Origin of the sequence: Paenibacillus sp. OV219 (assembly GCF_900110075.1) — a bacterium.
In the GTDB taxonomy this organism is placed as follows: domain Bacteria; phylum Bacillota; class Bacilli; order Paenibacillales; family Paenibacillaceae; genus Paenibacillus_Z.
Genome location: NZ_FOCJ01000001.1, coordinates 983,934 through 1,003,188 on the forward strand (window position 1 = coordinate 983,934; position 19,255 = coordinate 1,003,188).

Consider the following 19,255-nt stretch of genomic DNA (forward strand, 5'->3'; position numbering starts at 1 on the left):
ATTAAGTTGGAAGTCTCAGAATCGCTTAAGTGATCTGAGGCGACGCCATATGTAAACGGAAGAGGTGTTTCAAGCTATAAAATGATTAGCGGGAAGACATACATCGGAGTTCGATTTGCCACCGTACTTCTTGGCGGCAAGGTGTCATGGAATGGTCAGTGAAGAAGGTTTATCTAATAAAATAAAAACTGTCAGCTCTGTTCAGAACCGCTTCTTTCGTTTTAGCTTCTGATAAACGGAAATATATTTATCCAATTCTCGGCTTACTATTAATACGTTTTCATGCGTAAGACACCCGCAAATAAGTACTTGCCTATTCATTTCAATTTGCAATAAATAAATTCTTTCTTCTAAAAAATTCTCCATACACTACCGTCCTCAAAGAGAGTATGATTATTATTTACTGATGATTACTATGTATGTCGTAGGACCTTAATAATCTGATATTAGATTCCAATGACATTTCGGTCCAGTTAAATAATGTAAAAAACATGCTCATAGTCCCAAATGCTTGGGGATTTCGGCAGGGCTTCTTAATAATTCAACCAATCAATTTCTTCGGCAAGAACAGCTCTCTCAATCAAGTTCATGTCGAACCATTCCCCGTCTAATTTAAACCGGCGCAGCTGCTGGTCCACTCGCTCCACGACGCCTTCTAGGATAATCTCTTCAAATGGATCGAACAACTTCACGCGGATCAAAACATTGTGCTGCATCGAAGCTCCAAACGCCGCAGAGATGTCGTCCCATGCTGCATCATCAACTATTCGTTGATCCCGGCGCCGAAGATCGCGGTTGTGCTCGTTTAGCGTTCGCTTATGTTCAGGTAGCATCATCCTACTGTCCTCCCAAAGCCAGTTTCCTCCGGTAGTTAATTTTTTTGTATCTCCCATATAAAACCCTCCAATACAAGAACATGTGTTCCTAATTATAGATTATTTCTGATTAGAATTTCAATACGAGATTCACGCTTGATACAGCGATTGATTTATACACATCTACCCATTCATCTACCGACATAAAAAATCTTACCGAACCTTACTGGCGTTTACAGGCTAAATTACAGCATATGAAACCATACAGAACCTAAAAAAACCGGGATAAAACGCACTCGTAATGCGTAGGTCCGGGTTCAATTCCCTACATTGGACTAACGGGCACGCTAGTTCAATAACCAGCGACAGTCTAGGACTTTATTTTTCCGGTCTAAGGCAGCGGCTGGTTTTATAATGGAGTCAGTCTAAACTGAATATTTAAGGTCTTATAAATAAAACTTTTTTTGATGAAAGATTTTGCTTGATGTGGTTTCTAGGTAGTAGGAAACGGAAATAAGGCGGTTGAGACATTGATTGAATGGGATGTTACGGTGGATTTACAAGTGGTATAGAAACTAACTTAATTTTTTTATAATAACAGACGTGTTTACGTTTGTTTGTGTACCCCCAGCCAAAGTCTGAAGGGTAACTGCGGCAGCTGAACTATGATTTCGCAGAGTAAGAACATCACCGGCAGCTAGAGTGATTATAGCTTGCCCGTTGTTTTGCTGAGTGCCGGCACCTGAACCGTAAACGGTTCCTGTAACCTGAGTACCATTTTTAAATAGTGCAAACTGATTGGGCTCTACACCTGATATGAAAAAAGTAATCTCATAATTGCCGGGATTGGTAACCCCAATCTGAGAGCTTCCGAGAACATGCGTAATTCCAGGAGTAAGAATACCATTCGTATCAAAAGTAACATCAGCCTCGACAGGGACCGTTTGGGCACTTACATTAAAAATAAATCCGGAAACAATCGGGGGACCGATAGGTAATATAATCGCCATTCATACTCACTTCCTTAATGTTTGTATATTTTAGTAGTTATGTACGCAAACAACATACTCTGACGGTCATTTAAAATGAAGTGCCGACAATCCTAAATGATTAGAATTGTCGGTATTCCATCAATCAGATTAGGTTACGATTATTTCAATGATTATTGGGACCGCAGGATCGAGTGTATCACCATCAGGAATAGTAATCGCAGTCGTTGTAAGCGTTGAAGTATCTCCTTCTTGAATCTGTGCATTAATATAAAGGTTGTAGTACGTTGGAATCGGAAATGCAGTAGCAGGTACACCAGTATCATTGGTGGTGGCTGTAGCAAGAATATTATATGCAGCGCCGACACCTGTTCCATCTCCCGCTGTAGCACTAAATCGTCTAGCAGCAACAAAGGGTTTGATTATAGCCATTTGATCACCCCCCTTCACTCTGATAGTTTATGCTCTTGATAGAAAAAGGGGAGGGCTAATCAAATGAGAGAATGAATACTTTTCAATAATTATACATTTTTTAGGATTAATTGAACCGACAATCTAACTATTTCAAGTATAATTGGGGTACCTGCATATACAATTTCATTTTCGTGTGAAATGGTCAAGTCACTTGGACTTACCCTATAAGAGCCGCCAACTTGCATAATCCCGTTGATGTAGAGATTCGCATAACTATTTTGATCAAGGTCTGTGAAACCAGCAATTGATTCATCATTATCGTTTGTGAATTGGATTGCGGGAATATCTGCCGGTAGAGCAATATCAGAGCTTGCAATATAAAAATACCTTTTTGCAATTAGCATGCTGTTGACATAGGGGATGATGGTGGATCCCGTTGGCCCTGGAGGCCCCGGATTTCCTTGTGCTCCTTGCTGAGCGATTATATTAATTTGTGGCAGTGGACTTGTTACATGAATAATCTTATTTCTGAATTTTTTACGTTTTGTTTTTCTTTTCAGGCAACAAGCAATGTTTTTTTTCTTTGTACAACCTTTTCTTTGAGGGGTACAAGAGCTCCACAATTTCAGTTCGAATTCAGATGTTCTACGAATATCCCCCTTTTTGATGATACAGTCTTTTCTAAGTAATGGTTTCATTCTTACTGGAGTCATTTGATTTATATTATTGACATGATCACACATCAAGCTAAACACCTCCCTTACAAGTCATAGGATGACAATGATGGCCATCAGGGAATCCAACTTATATTACAGTATTTCCCACGTCGTAAGTACCCTTTAAGTTATGTAATGGTTCTATAAAGTGCTTGGATATTTGACAGGGAGGCAAATGATCACCCCCAATTGTCATGAAGGCATAACTGCAAGAGATTGTCCATTTTACTTATATTGCAAACGGCATGCGGAAAGCTAGAGAATGTTAAAACTGCTGGAGGCGGAAATGGTCAATCGAGAACTTAAGATTCTTTTGGTAACGAATATCTTATTTGCTTTGTTTATTCTTGGTTGGTACAAACTACACTTAAAATATCAAAATGATGTTTTGGACGGAAAGAAATCGTCACCATAAAACTTGAATGTGCGGATGGATGTAAGACAATAAAACAACACCATTACAGAAAACATTGTGACTTATGAGAATGTTAATGAACTAAGGATATTTGAAATAGATTATAGTGCAATGTTTTTCATGCACCTTTCGCTCGAAGATGGGACACAAATGAAATTCGTGGTAAACGTTGCTAACGAAGATGGACGTACCGCCTTACTCGTCGATACAGCGGATAGCGGGCAAGGCTACGAAATACCCAAAGATCAGGCAACTGAGCTAAGAAAGATTATTTATAAAGGCTAATCATGGTAAGTCTTAGTTAAGCTAACGGAGAACTTTTGCAAATCGAAGAACAGGCTGCTAATCATCGGCAGCCTGTTCTTGTTTCTCTGCATCTTATCAGCATATAATTAAGAGTAATGTTACTAAAGGAGCATTAAAAGTAAAGCAAATACTCAAAAATTGAACGTGGAGAGTCACATGAAAAGTCACGAATCCTGCGAAATGAATCGGTTTAAATTGAATGCTTTCTAAGTAAAATGAGTGAAAAAACGAGTGATTATCAGCAAAATCGAACTTGTAAAAGTATAAATGAAAACATTAAAAAGATGTCTAATATAGTCAAAGGTTTCAGATTTCATTCTCTTTTTTCGGAAAGCGAGGGATAACGGTGGAGAAGAACTATCCGGAGGCGTACGAAGCGTATCTCTATGAATTTCATGCAACTAGAGATTACTTCGAATGCCATGAGATTCTAGAAGAATATTGGAAGTCACTTCCCGGAGATCCGCTAAGTGAAACGTGGGTCGGACTCATTCAGCTGGCCGTTAGCTCGTATCATCATAGAAGGAACAATTTCCGCGGCGCACTGCTCATGATGCGTCAATCTGGGCAGCGACTCACAGCGACTAGGCTTGATGAGCTTGGACTTCATGGCGAAGCCGTTTGCGCGCTTATAATGATGAGGATTACTGCAATTGAAGCTGGAGAGCCGTTTGTGGATATCAATTTACCTATAATAGATGAAGCGCTTCTTGCGAGATGCTTGCAAAAGGCTGAGCGTGAAGGAGATCAATGGGCAGCTCTCAGCCGGGAAGCGGAAGACCTTATTCATCGCCATACGCTTCGCGACCGCAGTGATGTGATTGCAGCACGAGCGGAGGCAGCAAGCCGAAGAAGGCAGCAACCACCCCCAACACAATAATAAAAGCTTAGCTCCATGAAGAGGGAATCCTCTTGAGAAGCTAAGCTTTTTTAAATGCGAGTTATTTCGTTTCTGCCGCTGCTTCGTAACCGTCCACGATCAGATCGAGCTTGCCGGTTTCTGGATCAATAATGAGGCCATGTATCGGTGTGTTGACCGGAAGGAGCGGGTGATTCTTAATGATGCCGACGCTTCGCTCAACGCTGTCCTGTACGTTATCGAAGCCAGTCAGCCAGCGCTCAAGGTGCATGCCGGAGTTCGTCAGCGTACGAATCGTTTCATCCGTTACGCCACCTTCGTACATATGCTGAATGACCACGTCAGGATTGAGGCCAGTCATGCCGCAGCCATGGTGGCCGATGACGACAACTTCCTCAGCGCCGAGCTCATAAACAGCGATCAGAATGCTTCGCATAATGTTGCCGAACGGCTGTGTCACGATTGCGCCGGCATTCTTAATGATCTTGGCATCGCCGTTCTTCAAATTAAGTGCCTTAGGCAGCAGCTCGATCAGGCGCGTGTCCATACAAGTGACGATAACCATTTTCTTCTCAGGGAAACGACTCGTGATGTATTTCTCATACTCACGGTTCTCTACAAACTGTTCATTGTACTCCATTATCTCTTTAATGTTGTTCACAGTAGTTCCTCCTCACCCATGTCCGAGATTCTTGTGATGTTAGTATGACTTTATTAACCGCATATTAGCGGTATAAATCTGACTGTCGCTCTTCAAGCTGAACGCATTCCGGTCCTCGTTGAAATCGACCTTTAATTTCGGCTCGAAGAATACTTCGTAACGAGGCTCGTACCAAACAGAATATGGCGTACCTTCGCCGAGCTTATCATCCGCAAGCGGAGCTTCAATCACCTGCAGGGCAGGGACGCCGCTAACGACGCAGCCGCAGCCTTCCGTATCGTACAACAGCTTCAGATGCTTGGTGCCATCCTGCATGATCGGTTCAAGCTTAGCTGCTGCGGAAGGTGTAAATGTTATATGCAAGGGTAGGACTCCTTTCGCCAATGCTTGTCTACTAAAGTGAAGATGATTAGGTTGATTATACGGGTTGCAAAAAGTATGATCAAGTAGAAGCTGGTAAACGTTATGGAAAGGTGATGACAGTTTAATGACAAATTCGAACAAAGCGCTGGACTTATTCGTTGAACGAATCGCGCTCATTAAGAGTTATGAAGAGTCGCTGGGACTGCTTTATTGGGATTTGCGTACAGGAGCGCCACGCAAGGGGATGGACGTCCGTTCGGAGGCGATCGGCAATTTGTCCGGGCAAATGTTCAAGCTTGCGACAGACCCAGAGCTTGGAGAATGGCTAACAGAGCTGGAACAGCCAGCTGCATATGAGGGATTAAGCGAAATTCATCAGCGTCTAGTGAAAGAGACACGTAAGGATTACGACCGCAGCGTCAAGATCCCGCCGAAGCTGTACCAAGAATATGTCGTACTGACTTCGCAAGCAGAGTCGATGTGGGAAGATGCGAAAGCAAACAGCGATTACGCGTCGTTCGAGCCGTACCTCGACAAAATCATTACATACACGAACCAATTCATCGACCTGTGGGGCGTAAAAGGTACTCGTTATGACACACTGCTTGATATGTACGAGCCAGGTATGACTACGGATGAGCTTGACCGAGTATTCGGCGGCTTGCGTGAGAAGCTTGTGCCGCTATCGGCTGCGATAGCAAATTCGCCCCATCAGCCAGAGACCGGCTTCTTGAAACAGCAATATGCGAAGGAATCACAGAAGAAGTTCAGCCTGTTCATCCTCGATCAGATGGGCTTCGACTTTACAGGCGGCCGGCTTGATGAGAGTGCGCATCCTTTTGCAACGGGCCTTAATCCAGGCGACGTGCGGATTACGACCCGCTACTTGGCGGATGATGTGACGAGCGCGTTGTTCGGTACGATCCACGAAGGCGGTCATGCGTTGTATGAGCAGAACATCAGCAAGGAACTGATTGGCACGACGCTTTGCACAGGAACGTCGATGGGTATCCATGAGTCGCAGTCTCGCTTCTGGGAAAATGTCATCGGACGCAGCACGGGCTTCTGGAAACGGTATTTCGGTGATTTGCAGCAGCACTTCCCGAACCAACTGGACGTCGCGGTAGAAGATTTCTACCGCGCAACGAATGTCGTGCAGCCTTCCTTGATTCGTATCGAAGCAGATGAGCTGACATACAACCTGCACATTATTATTCGCTATGAGATCGAGAAGCTGATCTTTAATGAAGGCGTGAAAGCGTCAGAGCTGCCTGCGCTTTGGAATGCGAAGTATAAGGAATATCTTGGCATTGAGCCAGAGAACGACGGTGAAGGCGTTCTTCAGGATGTGCACTGGTCAGGCGGCTCGTTCGGTTACTTCCCGTCATATTCGCTTGGCAATATGTACGCTGCACAAATGACAGACACGCTCGAGCGTGAAATGCCGAACTTCTGGGAGCTTGTCGAGAGCGGCAACCTCATTCCGATCAAAGAATGGCTGACGGATAAGGTGTACCAATACGGCAAGCTGAGAACGCCTTCGGAGCTCATTACGAGCATAACAGGCAAGCCGCTTGATCCGGATTATCTGTTCCGCTACCTGCAGAAGAAATATACCGACATCTATAAGTTGTAAACTCATCCATTAGCCGCCCCCTGCGTCGCAAGACGCAGGGGCGGTTTTGTTAAACTATAAGAACGTACGCTTGAGGAGTCGAATATGGGTATACGTGTGATAAAAACCGCTATTGCAGCACTTGCAGCACTTTATACGGGGCATTATCTGGGGCTTCAGCCACCGCTCGCTGCAGGCCTGCTTGCCATCCTCGGCGTAGAAGTGACCGTAATGCGCGGTCTTCGCAATGCATTGGCGAGGTTCTTGGCTTCCGTGCTTGGGCTATTTTTTGCCTCATTACTATTCGTACTGCTCGGTTTTCACCTGTGGACGATCTCCATCTTCATTCTGATCGCGTTTCCGATTCTTTCGAGGTCTCGGCTGCTGAAGGAAGGCATCGTGACGAGTGCGGTTATCGTCTTCCACGTGTATGCGAAGGAAGAAGTAACGACTCATCTAATCGCAAATGAAATTATGCTGCTCATAACTGGAATTGGCTGGGCACTCGTCGTGAACCTGCTCTATATGCCGAAAGAGGAGCATAAGTTAATAGAGCTTCGACATGAGACAGAAGAGAAGTTCGGCGCAATTTTTATGAAAATGGCTCAGACGTTACGTCAGCCGACGTTGATTTGGGATGGAGAAGAGCTGCTTGATGCGGGGAAAGCGATAGAAGAAGGCATTCATCGGGCGGACGTAAGCCGAGAGAATTTGATCTGGCGCGGGCTTCGCAGCGACTATAGCGTGAAGATGCATTGGTCGAATTACTTCGAGATGCGTCAGCAGCAGCTCGATTCCGTCAGCCTCATGCTGACTCAATTGGCTCACGTTTTTGAAACATTGCCGCAAGGCGAGCTGGCGGCCGAGCTATTCGAGGATCTAGCCGGCGATCTGAAATCAGATGTGTACGAAGGCAAGGTGGAAACGAAGCGTAAGCTGCTCGGGGAGAGGTTCCGCAGCATGCCGCTGCCAACAGCCCGCGAAGAGTTCGAGATTCGGGCGGCAATCTGGCATCTGCTGCATGAGCTGGAGCACTATCTCTCCATTGCGAAGAGGCTGAAAAAGCAAAAAAACAGCCTAGAAGCCGCTGTTGGGGCTGATTAAGGCTGGATGCGGCAGAGCTGTTTGACTATGAAACCAACCTTTTAAAATATAGAAAGTAAAAATTTGTACATGTCAAAAAGAAATAGTCACCGTAGACGAATGTCCTGCATACACTTTAATTGAATGATTGTATGGAGGAGGTTAGATCGATGGCTTATGCAGATAAACAGCTTAAGGCTAGAGAAATTATTACCAAAGCTGTCTGCGGCAAAGGTCGTAAGTTTTCCACAGTAACTCATAACGTTACGCCGCCTCATCACCCAACGAGCATTTTGGGCGCATGGATTATAAACCATCAATATGAGGCGGTCCGCTCAGGAGACGGGATCGAAGTTATCGGTACTTACGATATCAACATTTGGTATTCTTACAACAAAAACTCGCAAACAGATGTAGCCAAAGAGACGCTCTCTTACGTGGAACACGTGCCGCTCTCCTATCTGGATCCGAAGCATCGGGCTTCGACCGAGGAAGTATCTGCGGAGTCAACGCAAGAGCCAAATTGCATTGAGGCGAATATTTCGTCTAGCGGCAATGGTGTCGTTATTCGCGTGGAGCGCGAATTCGCGGTTATTCTTGTTGCTGAGACCAAAGTATGGGTAGCCACTTTGCCAGGCGGATCGGATGACGGTAAGGATTATGAGTATGGCGATGACGGTGATTTTGAAGATTTGGATCCGGAGCTGCTCGACGACGAGCTGTAATGATGCGATTACAGCGGTTGTAATGTAATGTATGCGAGGGCAGTGAAAGATTCGAGGGCGAGAGCCCTCTTTTTTTTCGAAAAATATGAGCTGCAGCGCTTGTTTGCAGGTGCTGCAGTGAAATGGAGTGGCTGCGCGTGGGAGGCAGCGTATGGATTGTTAACGGGATTGAGCGAATTCGGATCAGCGTTTCGGGAATGCTCGAGCAGGACAAGGGTAAGGACTGGGACAAGTACGAGGACAAGTTTAAGGATAAGGTGGGCGTTAGTGATGATTGTTCTGATGTTCCCGTTCATGGCGATGTCATCATTGTTGGCGGGAAAGGCTATATAAGCACGGAAACCTTGCCAAAGTATCATGCTCTTAACGATGGTGCAAGCATATTTGCCGCGGAATCGGAGGATGCGATACGCAGGCGGCTGAGGCGTGCGGGTGTTGCTGTGTGGAGCGGGAACAGAAGTGAGAGCAGTCGTGCAAGTGCAAGTGCAAGTGCAAGTGGAAGCGAGAGCGAGCGTGCGCGCGGGAGCAGAAGTACGAGCCCCGGCACAAGCGCGAACCCGTTCGAGCAGCCGGGTGTGGCGCATAGAGGCTTTCGTGTGTCCTTGTTTCAGCTGTTGCCGATTATGGTTGAGCGACTACCCTTACACGGAAGCAGCGTCATGATGCGGGGGAGTGGGAGGAGCGAGCAGCTGCAAGAAGAGGACTCGCGATATCGCCCTCTAACTCGGCTTGCTGCTCGGGCACTCTACGCCTGCGGGCTTGATTGCGGTTCGGTGTTCATCCATGCGGATGAGCAGGGCAGATTGTTTGTTGCTTCTGTGAGTCTCCCGCCCTCTCAGCAACTTCTAGATGCTGAGAGCATTTGGGGCAAAGCGGTTACACAGCTAGCACAGCAGCTCGGAGATATCAGGATAGGAAGCGGGCAGCAACAACAGGTGCTGCTTGGCGCCGATCCTGAATTTCTGCTGCTCTCGGAGAGCGGCAAAGTCGTCTCCGCCTTCCGTTACCTGGAAGGCGGGCATGGCGCTGGCTGCGATTCGGTTCTCATCGGCGGGCAGATCAAGTACTCTGTCGCAGAGCTGCGACCTGCGCCGACAGATTCGCCGGCTGAGCTCGCACGGAACATCCAGAAGCTGCTGCAGCTGGCTGCAAAGCGCATACCGGATCAGCCACCGCTGCGCTGGGCCGCAGGCGGGATGCCCGCTGCTGGCTTCTCGCTTGGCGGCCATTTGCATTTGAGCGGTGTCCCGCTTACTGGTCGGCTGCTCCGCTTGCTGGACAGCTACATCGCATTTCCACTTGCGATGATTGAATCACCTGCGGAGCATAAGCGGCGTCCGCGCTATGGCAACCTTGGCGATTTCCGCCTGCAGCCGCATGGCGGCTTCGAGTACCGGACACTGCCGAGCTGGCTCGTGTCGCCACTTGCCGCGAAAGCAGCCTTCGCGCTGGCGCTGCTCTGTGCTCGAGAGAGCGGTACGCTCGAGGCTTGCCCTTCGGCGGAGGAACGGTATATTGACGCCTACTATGCAGGCGACCGCGACGCGCTGCGCGGCTGTCTGGATGATCTCGCCGCGTCGATTGCGCAGACAAAGTCGTACCGCGAGCTCGCAGGATGGATCGAGCCGCTTCTGGCTGCGATTCGATCGGGGAGGACATGGGACACAGGGATTGATATTCGTGTGAAATGGGGGATTTTGCGCGCCGATGCTCATTGACCGTAACTAGCGTAACCATGCGAAGAACCCGCATCCGGAAGGATACGGGTTCAGGTCGGAATGAGCGATTTTCGCATGATTGATTAATCGAAGTTATGGATAAGATTGATGATCCGTATCGCGAATGCGGTACAAGCTCATCAGCCTATCGATGGGCAGAGACTCCGGCAGAGCAGCGGCGCGGTCCTGATACCAGTACGCCGTTGATGCGTACCAGTAGGGCTTCAGATGCTTGGCTTCCCACGGATTTACGAAGGAGATCCTTAGATTTTCTTTGAATGCAATTGCGTCGCGTTCATGGAACCGGTACATGCTGATCATGGAACGGAGTGTGTCTTTGAGAGGTACACCATGCAGCTCGCTGTGGAACTCGCCGTTGCGGAAGTACCATCCCCCGTTAAAATAATCCTCCAGCCCCGTCCCTACAATCGTCGGTTCGCTGCTCTCCGTGTCAATATGGATGTACTCGGGTGCCTCCAAGTAAGATAAGTAGTTCAGCTCCTCGCCCTGCATGGACAACGCGCAGCCGACATAATGACCTACCTTTGATGTCGAGCACCGGGAGCGGATCGGGTCCGTTCAGACGATTTGTTTGGAACAGGCAATGGAACCTTCCTTGTCCGGATTGCGGCTCATCGTACTCCTCGTAATTGGCGTTAAAGAAGACGTCGCATGGAATGCTCTCGTGCAGATTTTCAAGCTCGATTCGAACTTTATTGTAAGGCATCGGGAAGTAGCAGTAGAAGCCGCCGCTCGACATGCCCAAATAACGAGAAACATAATGGCGAAACTCGCAATGCCCGATTCCGAAGAAATCACCGACTGGCGCTTCTACGGATGGATGCGGCTCGCCGTCCCAGTAAATGCGCAGAATAAGCTTTTTAAGTGTGGACGGATCGTTCTCTGCTGACACATCCCAGTGCCTCCAGAACCAACCAGGAAAAGTAAGCCACATTCGCGTAATCATCCCCGGTTTATCACTTTCGACCAGTGTTGTAGCAGGAGCGCCAGGCTCAATCCGTTTGGTCTTGCTTTTCGTGTGCGGATCGAATGTCGTAAACTGCTTCGAAGTCGTGCTCCGCAGCTCGGATATGGTGTTCAGCACAAGTATCCACTCCTTAATAGGTACTATTTTAATGAAAGTAAAGATGAAACCGCTTACGATTGGCTTGATTATATAATGCGATGTGTAAGGTGTAAACTGATATTCGGTAAACAAAATGATTCAAATTATTATTTTTGTATGTTTTGTTTAATTACACTCTGTGATAGCTGAGTATTCTCCAAGCGAGGTGCTTTTCTGCTATAATAAAGGTCTGTTGTTTATCGCTCATATCTATAGGAGGATCGACATGACTGCATATACCCCCATGATTCAACAATACTTAGGCATAAAAGAGGGCGCGCAGGACGCGATTCTTTTTTTTCGCCTAGGTGATTTCTATGAGATGTTCTTTGACGATGCGATTCATGCATCGCGAGAGCTTGAGATTACTTTAACGGGCCGTGAAGGCGGCGGGGACAAGAAGATCCCAATGTGCGGCGTTCCCTATCATTCTGCTGACAATTACATTGCACGTTTAATCGAGAAAGGCTATAAAGTCGCAATCTGCGAGCAAGTCGAAGACCCTTCGGCTGCAAAAGGCGTCGTCCGCCGCGAAATCATTCGCGTTGTAACTCCCGGTACGGTTATGGAGACGAAGTCGCTTGCGGATAAAGCGAATAACTTCATCGTAGCTGCTGCGATTCAGGACGGCGTTTTTGGCGTGGCAGCCTGTGACCTTACAACTGGGGAGCTGTACGTTACTTCGTTCGCTGCAACTGCTGAGTCGCTCTACGATGAGGTGAATGTGTATCATCCGTCTGAGCTCGTCGGCGACGCGGAAGCGCTGGAGATGCTTCGACCGGCTGCTTCAACGTGGAATCGACCTGTCTTGTTTACGGAACGGGTTCCGATGGACAAAGCTAGGCTCACCGAGCAGTTCAGCCAGCTTGCGCTGGATGCTCTAGCACCAGCAAGACATCGTGCCATCAGCCTATTGATCGGCTATCTCGATGAGACGCAGAAGCGCTCGCTCGGACACGTTCGGCGAATCTCGGTCTACGAGCCGAATCAATATATGATTCTCGATCCATTCACAAGACGGAATCTTGAGCTAACGGAAACTGTTCGTGACCGTAATAAGAAAGGCTCTCTCCTGTGGTTGCTTGATCGTACACGCACTTCGATGGGTGCGCGGCTGCTTCGCCGCTGGATTGATAAGCCGCTGCTGTCAAAGGCTGCCATTGATGAACGGATGGAAGCGGTGGACAAGCTGTACCACAGCTTTATTTTGCGCGATGAGCTTCGCCATGAATTGAATGAAATCTATGACCTTGAGCGGCTAGTTGGCCGAGTCGCATATGGCAGTGCGAATGGACGCGATCTTAATGCGCTTAAGTCTTCGCTTCAGCATGTCCCAGCACTGACGGCGCTGTGTAAGGACTCCGAGTCGGAAACATTGCGTAAGCTGGTCGATGGCGTTGATGCTTGTGCTGATCTCGCACAGATGATCGAGACCGTTATCGTTGAAGAGCCGCCGGTTTCCGTAAGGGAGGGCGGGCTGATCCGCGCCGGCTATGACAGCTACTTGGATGAGCTGCGCGAAGCGAGCGTGAATGGGAAGAAGTGGCTAGCTGAGCTGGAGCGGCGCGAGCGTGAGGCGACTGGCATCAAGTCGCTGAAGATTGGCTACAACAAGGTGTTCGGTTATTATCTGGAAGTGTCGAAGGCGAATATTGGCATGTTGCCAGAGGGCCGCTATGAGCGGAAGCAGACGCTGACGAATGCAGAGCGCTACGTAACGCCTGAGCTGAAGGCGAAAGAGACGCTCATTCTCGAAGCGGAAGACAAGATGGTCGATCTCGAGTATGCCAAGTTTGTCGAGCTTCGCGAGCATCTGACCGCACATCTGCACAGGCTTCAGAAGCTGGCGGAAGTTATCGCAGCGCTAGATGTATATCAGTCGCATGCAACAGTCAGCGGCGAGCAGCGCTATGTAAGGCCGAATGTGACCGATGACTACAACTTCGTTGTGCGTGAAGGTCGCCATCCGGTTGTTGAAGCGGTGATGGAGGGCTCAGCATTTATTGCGAACGACACGACGCTTGTGAAGGATGATGGACAAGCTTCAATGCTTCTTATTACCGGCCCGAATATGGCGGGTAAGAGCACCTACATGCGCCAAGTGGCTTTAATCAGCATAATGGCGCAGATTGGCTGCTTCGTTCCAGCGAAGCATGCTGAAGTGCCGCTGATTGACCGCATCTTTACGCGGATCGGTGCAGCTGATGATCTCATCGGCGGGCAAAGTACGTTTATGGTTGAGATGAAAGACATTCAAGTTATGACGGAAAAAGCAACAGAGCATAGCTTGGTCATCATCGACGAGCTGGGCCGAGGCACATCGACCGGCGAAGGTATGGCGATCGCGCAAGCGGTCATCGAATTCGTCCATCACGAGGTTGGCTGTAAAGCACTTGTGTCAACGCACTTCCATGAGCTTTCTCATCTCAGCGAGACGCTTCCAAATCTGGCGAATGCCTGTATGGCGGTGCAGGAGACGGGCGACAATGTCACGTTCCTGCGCAAGCTCGTTCCAGGCGCTGCGGGTAGTAGCTACGGTATCTACTGCGCTCAGCTCGCCGGTTTGCCTGGAAGCATTATCGAGCGCGCTTATTCGCTGCTCGAGCTGCATACCTCGCAGGAGGATGCGGCGGCGGTTGCGGCAGCAGCAGTTGCGTGGAAATCTCCTTCGCAGGCGCCGCACCAAGCTGCCGAGTTGGCTGCGAAGTACGTAGCGCCAGCACTGGAGGATGTACCGGCGACACCAGCAGCTGTATCTGTAGTTGTACCTGAACCTGAACCTTTACCTGTATCACAAGGAGCTGAGCTGCCATCGTCGCTCAGTGCTGGCGGCGTCGTTCAGCTCTCGATCTTCGAAGAGCCAGTGGCGAGCGCTGACACCGGCAAGAACCGCAAAGGAAGCACTCGCGCAGAACAAATTGCCGATCAGCTGCGCAAGCTCGATCTGTTTAATATGACACCAATGCAGGCCATGCAATTGTTGAATGATATGAAATTAAAGCTTCACGAGGACAAGTAGGAGGTGCTTCTTAGATGAGCAAAATCCGCATATTGGAGGAGCAGCTTGCCAACCAGATCGCCGCTGGCGAGGTGGTAGAACGGCCGTCATCCGTAGTGAAGGAGCTTGTCGAGAACGCAGTCGATGCGGGGAGTACGACGATCGATATCGTCATTGAAGACGGCGGACTTGCGCTCGTGCGCGTCACAGATAACGGCTCTGGGATCGAAGGGGACGATATCGAGACCGCGTTCTACCGTCATGCGACGAGCAAGCTCTCGTCCAGTAAAGATTTGTTCCGAATCGCGAGCCTCGGCTTCCGAGGCGAGGCGCTGCCGAGTATCGCGGCAGTGGCGCGAGTGGAATGCATATCCTCGCCGGATCATTCAGGACTTGGGCGCAAGCTGGTCATCGAAGGCGGAACCATTACCTCTAACGAGGAAACGAACGCGCCGCAAGGAACAGATATTAGTGTCCGCGAGCTGTTTTATAATACGCCTGCCAGGCTTAAGTATATGAAGACGATACAGACGGAGATCGGGCACATCGCCGATTATGTCAATCGGTTAGCTCTTGCTCATCCGGGCATCGCATTCACATTGAAACATAACGGAAGCTTGCTTCTGCGTACGCTTGGCAGCGGAGATCGGCTTCAAGCTTTTGCAGCGATCTATGGTACAGCGACCGCGAAGGCGATGCTCCCAGTTGAAGGCGAGCATCCAGATTATGAGCTGCGCGGCTACATCTCGAAGCCAGAGCAGACACGTTCGAACCGTAACGGCATCACGATTGTGGTCAATGGCCGTTACATCAAGAGCTTTATCATTAATCAAGCGATCATGCAGGCCTATCATACGTTACTGCCGATCAACCGGTTTCCTCTCATCGTTTTGGAGCTGGGCATGCATCCAAGCTTGCTCGATGTGAACGTTCATCCCTCCAAGATGGAGGTCCGTTTCAGCATGGAAGCTGAGCTGAGAGAATTTATCGAGGAAGGCGTGAAGCGCGCCCTCGGCAAGCAGCGCCACATCCCAGGTCCTGCGCAGCCGGCGGACCGTTCAAAGCCGGTCTATATTCAGGACCGGATTTCATTTCATCGGCCTGAAGCGAGCTTTGGCAGTGGCGCAGCTGGTTCGGAGTCGGCAATAGTGACGCCAGTGCAGCAGACAGCTCAGTCGGCGCAGCCTTCGATGCAGTCAACACCGTCATATGCGAACGAAATTGCAGCGTCAGCACAGCCTGCATCGGCAACGCGACCAGCCGTTTCCGTCTCCGCGAGCGATATTGCAGCAGCGCTCCAAACCGCTGAGCAATCTTTTGCAGTACAGACGGATGAAGCAGCAGGAGGCAGCTATTCTGCTGCTCCTCAGCGTCCATCATCCGATTATTCGCCGTCAACACCAACGCCATCGCGGGGCTCTTCGTACACCATCGGCAATGCTGCAGCAAGCAGCCGAGGAACCGCGACCGATTGGCAATCGCAATCAGCGAACCGTCCCGCAGTACCCCGGGACGCGACAGAACGGCTCTATGCACCGCCTAGCGTTCAGCGCGAGGAGCCTGTCCTGCGCGAACCATCTGCAGCGCCAGTCTATGCGGCCGACAGCAGCAGCAACAGCGGGACGCAGATGAATGACCGCGGTGACGCGCCGGTATTCCCTGAACTGTACTGGATCGGGCAGCTGCACGGCACGTACATCATTGCGCAGAATGAAGAAGGACTGTTCCTCATTGACCAGCATGCTGCGCATGAGCGAATTAATTACGAGTACTATTTTGACAAATTCTCAAGACCGGAGCAGGCTAGCCAGCAGCTGCTGGTTCCGCTGACACTGGAATTTACAGCTGTCGAAGCGAATGCGCTGAAGAACAAATTGCATCACTTGGTTGAGGCTGGAGTTGAGCTCGAGCCGTTCGGCGCCCACACATTTCTTGTGCGCTCCTATCCAGAGTGGCTGCCTGCAGGTGAAGAGCATAATGTCATCGAAGAGATGGCAGAATGGCTGATCAGCGAACGTGGTGCGGTCGATATCGGCAAGATGCGCGAGAAATCTGCCATTATGTGCTCCTGTAAAGCGTCCATTAAAGCGAACGACAGGCTAACGCGCGAGGAAGGCGAAGGGCTATTGAAGCGGCTAGCTGCCTGCATTCAGCCTTATACATGTCCTCACGGCAGACCGATTGTTGTCCATATGACAACCTATCAGCTGGAAAAAATGTTTAAGCGGGTGATGTCATGATCGTCACTACCCCGCAGAAACCATCTCCAGGACAGCTTGCCTACGCAGAGCAGATAGCAGCAGAACTTGGCGGCAGACTCGTTCCGCGTAAGCAGGATTCGCTCACGCTCCTTCGAGAGAAGTACGGCGATAACCGCCTCCTTGTTGCAGATGAGAGGGGCTTGCGCTATTATGAGGAATCGGAGGAGCCGCTGTATTTTCATCCCAGCATGGCTTACGTCCGAGTGAAAAGAATGCGCAAGGGCGAGCTTGATCCGCTTATGACTCTCACCGGCTGCGAGCCTGGCGATGCGGTTGTCGATTGCACGGCAGGACTTGGATCGGATTCGATCGTATTCTCTTATGCGGTTGGCGCGGAAGGCGCGGTTACGGCGATTGAGAGCGAACCCATTCTGTACACCGTCGTTCGAGAAGGGCTGCAATCCTATCACACGGAGCACACGGACGTGAACGAGGCATTCCGCCGAATCCAGATTCGTAACACGAACCATCTCGACTATCTAGAGCAACTGCAGGATAAGAGCGTCGATATCGTTTATTTCGACCCGATGTTCCGCAAACCGATGCACGATTCATCCGCGCTTCAGCCACTTCGAGGTCTCGCGAATAACGAAAAGCTCAGCGAACAATCGGTGCAGGAAGCGGTGCGCGTTGCTCGCAAAGCCGTCGTGCTCAAGGAGCATGCAGCAAGCAGTGAATTCGAGCGGCTGGGATTCAAACGCCAGCATATAAACAAAATTGCTTACGGAGTGATCCTGCCAACATGATTTCAGCATCAAATGAGAGCGGCAAACAAAGACTGCTCGTGCTCATCGGGCCGACTGCGGTTGGTAAGACGAGAATGAGTCTTGATATTGCGAAAGCATGGAACGCCGAGATTATCTCAGGCGATTCCATTCAAGTGTATAAAGGAATGGATATCGGCACGGCTAAGATCAAGCTAGAGGAACGGGAAGGTATTCCCCATCATTTGATTGATATTTGCGAGCCTGAGCATCCGTTCTCGGTTGCGGAATTTCAAGAGCGGTGCGCCGCGCTTATTCCGGACATTGCGAGCCGAGGCAAGCTGCCGTTCATCGTTGGTGGTACTGGTCTCTACGTCGAGTCGGTCGCTTTTGGCTACGATTTCGCCGATGTCGGCGGAGACGACGAATTCCGCGAGGAGATGCGCCTGTATGCTTTGTCCCACGGCGCCGAAGCGCTTCACGAGCGGCTCCGAGCGGTCGATCCGGTAGCGGCGCAGCGGCTTCATCCAAACGATCAGCGGCGCGTTATCCGAGCACTCGAAGTACATCATCTGACTGGTGGTACCGTATCTGAGCAGTTAGAAGGACAGAAAAAAGAATCTCCTTTCGAACTGTGTATTATTGGTCTTACTATGGACCGCGCGGTTCTTTATGAGAGGATCAATCAGCGCGTCGATGCGATGATTGAAGAAGGGCTGGTTGAAGAGGTGCGTGGGCTGCTCGCCAGAGGTGTTCCTTCGAATGCGGTGTCCATGCATGGGCTCGGCTATAAAGAAATCGTTCACTATTTGGAAGGGCATCTGACGCTTGAGGAAGCGGTTGAGATGCTGAAGCGGGACACGCGCAGGTTCGCTAAGCGGCAACTATCGTGGTTCCGGCATATGAAAGATATCCATTGGATTGATAGTTCGGAAAACTTTAACAAGAATTTGAACTTGATTCATGCTATAATAGCAGGAAAGTTTAGGATGAATCTTGAATATACTTTTAACCAACCTTTTGACGATGGGGGTAAAATACAATGAACAAATCAATCAACATTCAGGATACATTTCTGAATCAACTTCGCAAAGACAGCGTGCCGGTAACGGTTTACCTGACGAATGGCTTCCAAATTCGCGGTGTCATCAAGGCGTTCGACAACTTCACGATCGTCATTGACAGCGAAGGCCGTCAGCAAATGGTGTACAAGCATGCGATCTCGACCTTTACCCCACAACGTAACGTTTCGCTAATGCAGATTCAAGAGAACAATGAAGCGTGAGTGTCATGTAAGCACGTTTTGAAACCTTTTTAAACCATGTTACGTTTAATTGGATAGCGGCAAGAAAGAGCAACCCTTGCGCTCATGCGGGGTTGTTTCTTTTTGTTACGGTTATGTCGTTTCAGTATGGACCGTTGCCGTTTACACATATAGGGTATAAATAGAGAGAGAGGATATCTCACGGATGAACTGGAGGGGACCT

The 19,255-nt window shown here is 49.4% G+C and carries 18 protein-coding genes and 1 pseudogene; 11 read left to right on the plus strand and 8 right to left on the minus strand.

Annotated elements, in window-relative coordinates:
- Window positions 1-201: 201 nt before the first annotated feature.
- The 5 genes from BMY11_RS29650 to BMY11_RS04390 form a co-directional block, all read right to left on the minus strand.
- The gene (locus BMY11_RS29650; protein ID WP_090573217.1) at window positions 202-366 is read right to left on the minus strand and encodes an aspartyl-phosphate phosphatase Spo0E family protein; all 165 of its coding nucleotides are present in this window, start codon (window positions 364-366) and stop codon (window positions 202-204) included.
- Window positions 367-533: 167 nt separating this feature from the next.
- The gene (locus BMY11_RS04375) at window positions 534-836 is read right to left on the minus strand and encodes a YolD-like family protein (RefSeq protein WP_177182488.1); all 303 of its coding nucleotides are present in this window, start codon (window positions 834-836) and stop codon (window positions 534-536) included.
- A gap of 554 nt (window positions 837-1,390) precedes the next feature.
- Complete coding sequence (locus BMY11_RS04380; protein ID WP_090573219.1) at window positions 1,391-1,825, minus strand: BclA C-terminal domain-containing protein; 435 nt, start codon at window positions 1,823-1,825, stop codon at window positions 1,391-1,393.
- 129 nt (window positions 1,826-1,954) lie between these two features.
- Window positions 1,955-2,236 (minus strand): DUF4183 domain-containing protein, encoded by a 282-nt coding sequence (locus BMY11_RS04385; RefSeq protein WP_090573220.1) that lies wholly within the window; start codon window positions 2,234-2,236, stop codon window positions 1,955-1,957.
- Window positions 2,237-2,325: 89 nt separating this feature from the next.
- Window positions 2,326-2,961 carry a DUF4183 domain-containing protein gene (locus BMY11_RS04390; protein ID WP_090573221.1) on the minus strand — a complete coding sequence of 212 codons (636 nt, stop codon included), beginning with the start codon at window positions 2,959-2,961 and terminating at the stop codon, window positions 2,326-2,328.
- Window positions 2,962-3,499: 538 nt separating this feature from the next.
- On the opposite strand from BMY11_RS04390, the gene BMY11_RS29170 reads away from it, so the two are divergent.
- Window positions 3,500-3,634, plus strand: coding sequence for a hypothetical protein (locus BMY11_RS29170; RefSeq protein ID WP_256217296.1), 135 nt, complete (start codon window positions 3,500-3,502; stop codon window positions 3,632-3,634).
- 367 nt (window positions 3,635-4,001) lie between these two features.
- Window positions 4,002-4,535 (plus strand): DUF309 domain-containing protein, encoded by a 534-nt coding sequence (locus BMY11_RS04400; protein WP_090573223.1) that lies wholly within the window; start codon window positions 4,002-4,004, stop codon window positions 4,533-4,535.
- A 61-nt stretch (window positions 4,536-4,596) separates the two neighbouring features.
- Here BMY11_RS04400 and BMY11_RS04405 read toward each other — a convergent pair whose 3' ends face one another.
- Together BMY11_RS04405 and BMY11_RS04410 are read right to left on the minus strand one after the other, a co-directional pair.
- Window positions 4,597-5,175: a beta-class carbonic anhydrase gene (locus BMY11_RS04405; protein ID WP_177182489.1), complete on the minus strand. Its 579-nt coding sequence runs from the start codon at window positions 5,173-5,175 to the stop codon at window positions 4,597-4,599.
- Between the two features lie 39 nt (window positions 5,176-5,214).
- Complete coding sequence (locus BMY11_RS04410) at window positions 5,215-5,538, minus strand: iron-sulfur cluster biosynthesis family protein (protein ID WP_090573224.1); 324 nt, start codon at window positions 5,536-5,538, stop codon at window positions 5,215-5,217.
- 124 nt (window positions 5,539-5,662) lie between these two features.
- On the opposite strand from BMY11_RS04410, the gene BMY11_RS04415 reads away from it, so the two are divergent.
- The 4 genes from BMY11_RS04415 (at window position 5,663) to BMY11_RS04430 (ending at window position 10,679) form a co-directional block, all read left to right on the plus strand.
- The gene (locus BMY11_RS04415) at window positions 5,663-7,174 is read left to right on the plus strand and encodes a carboxypeptidase M32 (RefSeq protein WP_090573225.1); all 1,512 of its coding nucleotides are present in this window, start codon (window positions 5,663-5,665) and stop codon (window positions 7,172-7,174) included.
- A gap of 84 nt (window positions 7,175-7,258) precedes the next feature.
- Window positions 7,259-8,257, plus strand: a complete 999-nt coding sequence (locus BMY11_RS04420) for an aromatic acid exporter family protein (RefSeq protein ID WP_090573226.1) — start codon at window positions 7,259-7,261, stop codon at window positions 8,255-8,257.
- Window positions 8,258-8,406: 149 nt separating this feature from the next.
- Window positions 8,407-8,961 (plus strand): outer spore coat protein CotE, encoded by a 555-nt coding sequence (locus BMY11_RS04425; protein WP_090573227.1) that lies wholly within the window; start codon window positions 8,407-8,409, stop codon window positions 8,959-8,961.
- A 122-nt stretch (window positions 8,962-9,083) separates the two neighbouring features.
- The gene (locus BMY11_RS04430) at window positions 9,084-10,679 is read left to right on the plus strand and encodes a putative amidoligase domain-containing protein (RefSeq protein WP_090573228.1); all 1,596 of its coding nucleotides are present in this window, start codon (window positions 9,084-9,086) and stop codon (window positions 10,677-10,679) included.
- Window positions 10,680-10,772: 93 nt separating this feature from the next.
- Here BMY11_RS04430 and BMY11_RS29655 read toward each other — a convergent pair.
- Window positions 10,773-11,646, minus strand: a pseudogene (locus BMY11_RS29655) (glycoside hydrolase family 172 protein).
- 385 nt (window positions 11,647-12,031) lie between these two features.
- On the opposite strand from BMY11_RS29655, the gene mutS reads away from it, so the two are divergent.
- From mutS to hfq, 5 genes are read left to right on the plus strand one after another with little or no spacing between them, the layout of a single operon-like run.
- Window positions 12,032-14,824: a DNA mismatch repair protein MutS gene (gene mutS / locus BMY11_RS04445; RefSeq protein ID WP_090573230.1), complete on the plus strand. Its 2,793-nt coding sequence runs from the start codon at window positions 12,032-12,034 to the stop codon at window positions 14,822-14,824.
- A 14-nt stretch (window positions 14,825-14,838) separates the two neighbouring features.
- Entirely contained in the window at window positions 14,839-17,043 is a 2,205-nt protein-coding gene (gene mutL / locus BMY11_RS04450; protein WP_090573231.1) for a DNA mismatch repair endonuclease MutL, read from the plus strand.
- Window positions 17,040-17,810: a class I SAM-dependent methyltransferase gene (locus BMY11_RS04455; protein ID WP_090573232.1), complete on the plus strand. Its 771-nt coding sequence runs from the start codon at window positions 17,040-17,042 to the stop codon at window positions 17,808-17,810. The genes mutL and BMY11_RS04455 overlap by 4 nt, the downstream gene beginning before the upstream one ends.
- The gene (miaA, locus tag BMY11_RS04460; RefSeq protein ID WP_090573233.1) at window positions 17,807-18,814 is read left to right on the plus strand and encodes a tRNA (adenosine(37)-N6)-dimethylallyltransferase MiaA; all 1,008 of its coding nucleotides are present in this window, start codon (window positions 17,807-17,809) and stop codon (window positions 18,812-18,814) included. The genes BMY11_RS04455 and miaA overlap by 4 nt, the downstream gene beginning before the upstream one ends.
- Window positions 18,811-19,053 carry an RNA chaperone Hfq gene (gene hfq, locus BMY11_RS04465; protein ID WP_090573234.1) on the plus strand — a complete coding sequence of 81 codons (243 nt, stop codon included), beginning with the start codon at window positions 18,811-18,813 and terminating at the stop codon, window positions 19,051-19,053. The genes miaA and hfq overlap by 4 nt, the downstream gene beginning before the upstream one ends.
- The last annotated feature ends 202 nt before the right edge of the window (window positions 19,054-19,255 follow it).